Source organism: Bacteroidales bacterium, assembly GCA_026418905.1.
GTDB lineage: Bacteria > Bacteroidota > Bacteroidia > Bacteroidales > DTU049 > JAOAAK01.
Map to the genome: position 1 here is coordinate 1 of JAOAAK010000033.1, position 7,349 is coordinate 7,349.

The window sequence follows — 7,349 nt, forward strand, 5'->3', positions numbered from 1 at the left end:
CGCCTAATGTTTGGGTATCCGTGGGTAATGTTCCTGTGTATAATGGCAAGGTGTGTGTCTCTGTCTATTATGGAGGAAATAGGGTTGATTCAATATGTAGTGATGTAAATTATATTGAGGATAAGGTAAAGTTTTCATATAGTAGTAATACACCATATGTGGTTGTGATTCCTCCATGTGTAGATTCGATCGAGGTGAAATGTTGGGGAGGAGGTGGTGGTGGTGGAGGAGGAGATGCAGGAACTGGTGGAAATGGGGGAGGAGGCGCATATGTTTGGTCTAAGCGTGATGTAAATGTTGCTGATACGTTGCTTGTATATGTAGGCAAAGGTGGCCGTGCAGGATGGACATCGTCTGGGAATTTATATCACCTTACCGGTGGTGATGGAGGTTGGGGGTATGGTAGAGGGGGTGTAGGGGGAGATGCTGGACCTGGCGGATGTTCTGGTGGTGGAGGAGGTGGTGGCGGATCAAGTGGTGTAGTTAATAAGAGTCAGAATATTATAATAGGCATAGCAGGAGGGGGAGGAGGAGGTGGTGGTGGTGGCCTGAATAGTAATGGTACTGGTGGCGGTGGTGGTGGTCAGAATGGTCTGGGAGGAGGCTCTGGCACACCTGGTGTGGCTGGTGGTTCACCCTTACGTCACGGGACGAATGGTGGGAATCATGTGGGGGATGGTGCTGGTGGTGGAGCAGGTGGAGGTGGTTACACCAATGGAGGAACAGGAGCGACGGCAGCTTCGGGTGATAATGGTGCTAACGGAGGAGGTGGGGGAAATAGTTATGGAGATTTAGTAATTCCAGGGAATGGACAGAATCCTGGAAATCCATCAGATCCTGATTTATGTCCTAATTGTGCTCGAGGAGGAAGTGGAGCACTACCCTGTTTTGGTGTCGATGACTGCTATGATGGTCAAGATGGTTACCATGGGTATGTAGTTATTAAATACTTACCTTGATAAACTTTAATAATGTTATGTAAAGACTCAACAATAAAGTTTTTTAGTTTGAAAAATTGAGTAATGTTTGGGTTAATGAACTATTATTAGAATTATTAATGATCAACTAGAAAGAAAAAGAAATGTAGAGGTAACATATACGACAGTCAGAAAATCAGGAGTGTATGTAGCTAGAGGTGAGTCATAGAATGAAAATTTTTCTCGACATGGTGCAAGTTTATTTTTGAGAGGAATTTATTATTAAAAGCTTTAATTTTGATAAATGTTTTTTTGAGGAGTTTACTTAAAAGTTCATTTAAGAGGAAATATCGGTATGTTAGTAGTCAATAATAACATATGTTGGATTGTTTTGTTTGTGATGTTTTTGGGAGGGTTAGTTAAAGATAAACCTCCTTTCAAAGCTAAGGAAGACCCGCCTGGGACAGTTTGGCTCAGGGACAGCTTATACATTGATGTTGCTCCCGTAAGCAATGCTGATTACCGGAATTTTTTGCGATTTGTTCAAGCTGCATATAGTCAGAAAGTTAAAGATACATTAAGAAAAATCCCATCATATGGGATTAATATCGATAAATTTATGGATTATCTTAAATTAATGGGTCCAGATAAGAACTTTATAAAGCTTATGAGTATTCCTTTGGATATTCGTCTTTCATGGAAAATGACAATGAATCAATATTTTAATTCATCGTTGTACGATACTTATCCTGTGGTCTTTGTTACCTATTCTCAAGCGAAGGAGTATTGTGAATGGAAAACCTACATGGTGATGCTAAGCTATGCTGCAAGATCAAAAAATCAGCGTCAGCGTTCAAAGTATTATACCCAGATTAAATATCGGCTTCCGACAGTTGAAGAGATGTCATATGCACTTACCAAATTCAAGGATAATATTTTTGCGAGGTATGAGGTTTTTGCAGATTTAGAGACCTTTACAGTACCGGCATATCCGCAGAAGAAAAGGAGACTTGAGTTTGTTTATTTTCCACGCAATGTAGCGGAGATGACGGTAGAGGAAAATATTGCATTTGGTCTCTCTTGGTTTGATCGAGACACAACGGAAACCTATATAAAAGTTGTTGAATATTCTCGACCTTCAGATTGGATTGGTTTTCGATGTGTATGTGAAATTGTTAAATATTGATGAGGAATTTATTTTTTTTCCTTCTTGTTGTTTTTATTATTGCTTGTTCGAGAAATAAAAATGATAATAAAAAAGGTGCCAATTATTTTTTTTACAATGAAATTTCTCGAATAAAATCGCTTGATCCTGCTCAAGCAAGAGATCTACCTCATATGTGGATTGTTCATCAGATGTTTAATACCTTGCTTGAGTTCGATGATTCCCTACATTTAATTTGTTCTTTAGCTAAAAGTTGGGAGGTCGATTCAACTCGAAAAGTTTATACTTTTCATCTTCGCCAAGATGTTTATTTTCATACAACCCATTTTTTCAGGGAAAAACTAAAGTGCACTGCTTATGATGTCAAGTTTACTTTCAATCGTTTGGCTGATCCATCAACTGCTTCCCCTGGAAGGTGGATTACAGATCCTATTGATACTACTTCTGAAGGGAAACTTCGTATTGAAGTTAAGAATGATTCTACGATTACTTTTTACCTAAAAAAATCTTTTTTTCCTTTTTTATATTACCTTACACTTCCTTATGCTTCTATCGTACCCGAGGCATATATCAAAAAAATTGGCAAAGATTTTTCTTTGTATCCCATTGGTACTGGCCCTTTCAAATTAAGAGTTTGGAAACCTGACCAAATTCTTATTCTGCAAAAAAATAATGAGTATTTTGAGAAGGATACATTTGGTCATAACTTACCGTATCTGGATGGCGTCTGTGTGAGATTTATTCAAGATAAACAGGTAGCTTTTATGGAATTCATGAGAGGTGGATTTGATTTTATTTCAGGTTTTGACCCCATTCTTAATTTCATACTTTTTGATGAAAAAGGGAATCTCAAATCGCGTTATCGTAGTAAATGGATGGTTCAACGCTTTCCTTTTTTAAATGTTGAATACATAGGAATGAATATCACTAAACCTCCGTTTGATCGATGGCAAGTTAGAAAAGCGATTGATTTAGCCATTGATAAAAGCAAACTTGTTTTTTATGTTAGAAAAAACACAGGCTTTCCAGCTTACAGCGGATTCGTGCCTCCTGCGCTATTGCAAGCTCAATCACTAAAGGAAAATTATAATCCTGAAAAATCTAAAGAATTGCTAAAAGAAGTTGGCTACGATGAACAAAATCCATTTCCTGAAATTACTTTACATACAACATCTAATTATTTAGAGTTAGCTGAATTCGTTCAAAATGAACTTCGAAAAATAAATATTACTTTGAAAATAGAAGTACTTCCTTCTGCAACGCTTCGCGAGATGATGTATGGAGGAAAAACATCTTTTTTTCGTGCCAGTTGGGTAGCTGATTATCCGGACGCAGGAACTTTCCTTTCTTTATTTTATTCAGCCAATAAAACACCTTATGGACCAAATTATACGTTTTTTTCCAATAAGACTTATGACTCATTATATGAAATTTCTCTTACGACTTTTAATGATAGTGTCAGGGAAAAGATTTACATTCAGCTTAATCAAATTCTCGTGAAAGAAGTTCCTGTGGTTCCTCTATATTATGACGAAGCAATACGGCTTGTCTCTTTACGCATTGAAGGTCTAAAGTGGAATATATTTAACATGTTAAAGTTAAAAAACGTCAAAAAAAAGGATTAAAGAAAATTGCTTACTTTTGTCAAAAAAAAATGGAACCGCGGGTCGTTATTGTGTCGGGAAGGGCTTCGCGACCACTAGCTGAAAAAATTGCTCAGCATTATGGAACTCAGCTAGGAACTGTTACATTTACACAATTCGCAGACGGAGAATTTCAAGTGTCTTTTGATGAAACTATTCGCGGAACAGAATTATTTATTGTTCAATCTACTCATGCACCTGTAGAGAATTTATTTGAGTTGCTTTTGCTGATTGACGCAGCTAAGAGAGCAAGTGCACATCATATATATGCTGTGGTTCCTTACTATGGTTTTGCTCGGCAGGATAGAAAAGACAAACCTCGTGTAGCTATAGGGGCCAAGATGGTTGCTACCATGTTGCAAGCTGTCGGTATTGATAGGCTTATTACTATCGATCTTCATTCAGATCAGATACAAGGTTTTTTTGAAGTTCCAGTTGACCATTTATTTGGTTCGTCTATTTTTGTTCCCTACATCCTCAATCTAGGACTAGAACCTTTGGTTATTGTTTCACCCGACACGGGTGGTAGTAAGCGTGCTAATGCATATGCTAAAATACTTAACTGCGACATGGCTATTTGCTATAAACATAGAGCTAAACCCAACCAGGTGAACGATATGATCCTCATTGGAGATGTAAGGGGTAAGCATGTGATTTTAATAGATGACATCTTAGATACAGCTGGCACCATGGTAAAGGCTGCCGATCTCATGGCAGAAAACGGTGCAAAATCTATACGTACTTTTTGCACACATGGCCTTTTTAGTGGCAATGCTTACGAAAAAATTGATCGTTCACCTATTGAAGAGGTCATTGTTACGGATACCATTTATCGAGAACATCGTTCATCCAAAGTGAAAGTTATATCTGTTGCTGAGCTTTTTGCAGATGTTATTTATCGTAATATAAGTTGCGAATCCATTAGTACACATTTTAAGTTTAATACATATATCTAAATTGAAAAATTATGAGAACAGTTTCTTTGAGCGGCTCTTTACGTAAGAGCGTAGGGAAGAGTGAAGCACGTCGATTACGTGCTCAGGGCCTTGTGCCTTGTGTTATGTATGGTGGTAAAGAACAAAAACATTTCTTTACTCAAGAAAAACAATTTAAAGATATTGTTTACACGAACAAACCCTGTTTTATTGACCTTACTATCGATGGGGAGAACCATCGAGTTATTCTTCAGGAAGTACAATTTCACCCTGTTACAGATCGCATCATTCATGCTGATTTTTATGAATTTTCTGAAAATAAACCTATAAAGATGCACATTCCTATTTCAGTCAAGGGAAATTCTCCGGGTGTGTTAAAGGGTGGAAAACTTAACATAAAATATCGTTCTGTTCCTGTTAAAGCACTTCCTTCTAAGATGCCTGAAGAGATCGTTTTAGATATTTCTCATCTTGATATTGGTGATAAGATTAGAGTAAGAAATCTAAGTAACCTTGATTACACGTTACTATTACCTGAAAATAATGTGTTGGTTGCCATTCAGATGTCAAGAGCGGCTTTGGAAAACCAGCAAACTCAGACTCAATAATTTATCAATTTTAATCATTGAATTTTTTTTTTAAAAAACAACTTATTAATTTTACAAAAAATTATTGTTATGAAAAAAGGGGTTGTGTTTTTTTTAATTTTATGGAGTTTTCAGGTATTTTCTCAAACTGTTTTATTGTCTGAAAACTTCGACGGAGGTGGTCCTTATGCTTTCTCATCGAGTGGAAGCCCATCATGGACTTTAAATAGTAGATTGAAGGTGTCTGGCACCTATTCTGATACCTGCACCATAGGGCTCTCGTCTGTCTCAAATTTAACTTCTAATTCTTTTTCTACCGTTGGCTATAGTTATGTGATTTTACAATTCAATCATATATGTAAAATCGAAAACAGTGATAAAGCTGAAATTCAGTATTCTATTGATAATGGAAATACCTGGTATGCTTTAACAAGTGCTCAATATCTTGGTTCGGGCAATTTTACGGGTAATAAATTTACGGAAGTAAGTTATACTGATTGGCAACCTGGAATTGGGGGTGCAATTCCTACCAACAGTTGGTGGAAACAGGAAACTTTTGATTTAAGTTCTCTAGTAGCTAATCAGAGTAATGTTAAAATAAGATTTCGATTAAGTGATGGAAATGCGAATGGAGCCAATTTGAGAACAGGATGGTATTTGGATGACATAAAAATCATGGCTTCTGCTTCTGAACTTACGCCGCCAACAATTACTCAAGTTACTCCTATCTGGCAGGATACGGTGTTTCAAGTAGGACCTTTCCCTGTTAAGGCAAGAATAAATGATGCGAGTGGGATTAGCGTGGCAAAGTTATATTTTAGCATCAACAATAGCTCTTTTGATTCGCTTTTGATGGTCAATACTTCTTTGGATACTTTTGTAGCTACCATCCCTTCTCAACCATATAATACTCGAATAGACTATTATATCAAAGCATGGGATGCATCTCCTGCTCAGAATATGGCTCAAAGTTCAGCCAAATGGTTTTACATCAAACAAGCTCCACCTGTGGTAATTATTGGTAATGCATCTACTACTACCTATTATATGCCTGTAAATGGCTATTTCAAATGGGGATGGAGTGCTTTACTCTATACGGCTAGTGAAATAAACAAGTCAGGAATCATTGATTCCATCTTTTTCCGAGTTTCATCTAATACATCCAACTTTTTGATGGAAAATCAACGAATGATGATTGGTGTGGTACCGTATTCTAGTTTTTCCGATGGAAGCATGCCTGATAGTGCAAGTTTAACTACTTTTTACTATGGAAATGTAACCTGGGTAGGTCCTGGTTGGTTTAAAATCACACCCATAACTCCTTTTTATTATAACGGGAATTCGAATTTACTCATTTATTGGATTAATCGTAGGGGTCAATACCAAACCGGATACCCCGTTTTTTATGCAACCAATACCTCTTCTTATCGGGCAAAATATAGATACAGTGATACATATTCGAGCGTTTTCCCCACATCAACCGGTACTTTAACATATACGAGACCTGATATTAAAATTGTTTTTCGTTTACCTAGCACATTAGATTTGGCGTTGAGTTCAATTACTTCACCTTCTCCTTCTGCCATTCTTGAAGTAGGAACATCTTATGATATTAAAGTTCAGATTAAAAATGAAGGTACTCAAACAGTTACCAGTTGCAATTTATTTTACTCGATTGATAATGGAGCTCCTTCTTCCTACGCCTGGTCTGGATCGTTGCTTCAGGGAGGAGTATCTCCAGAAATAACGATTGGTTCAGTTGTCTTTACACAACCAGGAACTCATAAACTTAAAGTTTGGGTTAGTAACCCAAATGGACAGCCTGATCAATTGAATTTAAACGATACTTTAACCATAAATTACTTTGTTTGCCCATTCATTTTATCGGGTGAATACACGATAAATCCTTTGCAGCCTACTGGTGGTACGAATTTTGGTAGTTTTAGGGATGCGTTGAATACGTTGAGGCAATGTGGCATAAGTGACACGGTGGTGATGAGGATATCTCCTGGGACGTATGATACGATATTGAACATTAATTATCAGATACCTGGGGCTGGGGTAGTGGGTATGGTGATATTTGAGGGTGGGGGTAGTGTACC

Annotated in this window: 6 protein-coding genes; all 6 read left to right on the forward strand. The window is 37.3% G+C overall.

Annotation, left to right across the window (positions count from 1 at the left end; translation table 11 throughout):
* The coding region (locus N2Z72_06960) for a hypothetical protein (protein ID MCX7697414.1) at positions 1 to 959 on the forward strand (959 nt) is incomplete at its 5' end.
* Positions 960 to 1,272: 313 nt separating this feature from the next.
* Positions 1,273 to 2,103 carry an SUMF1/EgtB/PvdO family nonheme iron enzyme gene (locus tag N2Z72_06965; GenBank protein MCX7697415.1) on the forward strand — a complete coding sequence of 277 codons (831 nt, stop codon included), beginning with the start codon at positions 1,273 to 1,275 and terminating at the stop codon, positions 2,101 to 2,103.
* A complete protein-coding gene (locus tag N2Z72_06970; GenBank protein MCX7697416.1) occupies positions 2,103 to 3,707 on the forward strand; it encodes an ABC transporter substrate-binding protein in 1,605 nt (534 codons plus the stop codon). The genes N2Z72_06965 and N2Z72_06970 overlap by 1 nt, the downstream gene beginning before the upstream one ends.
* A 29-nt stretch (positions 3,708 to 3,736) precedes the next feature.
* The gene (locus N2Z72_06975; GenBank protein ID MCX7697417.1) at positions 3,737 to 4,681 is read left to right on the forward strand and encodes a ribose-phosphate pyrophosphokinase; all 945 of its coding nucleotides are present in this window, start codon (positions 3,737 to 3,739) and stop codon (positions 4,679 to 4,681) included.
* Between the two features lie 11 nt (positions 4,682 to 4,692).
* Entirely contained in the window at positions 4,693 to 5,268 is a 576-nt protein-coding gene (locus tag N2Z72_06980) for a 50S ribosomal protein L25/general stress protein Ctc (GenBank protein MCX7697418.1), read from the forward strand.
* Between the two features lie 69 nt (positions 5,269 to 5,337).
* Positions 5,338 to 7,349 (forward strand): hypothetical protein (locus N2Z72_06985; protein ID MCX7697419.1); only part of this gene is annotated, 2,012 nt, incomplete at its 3' end.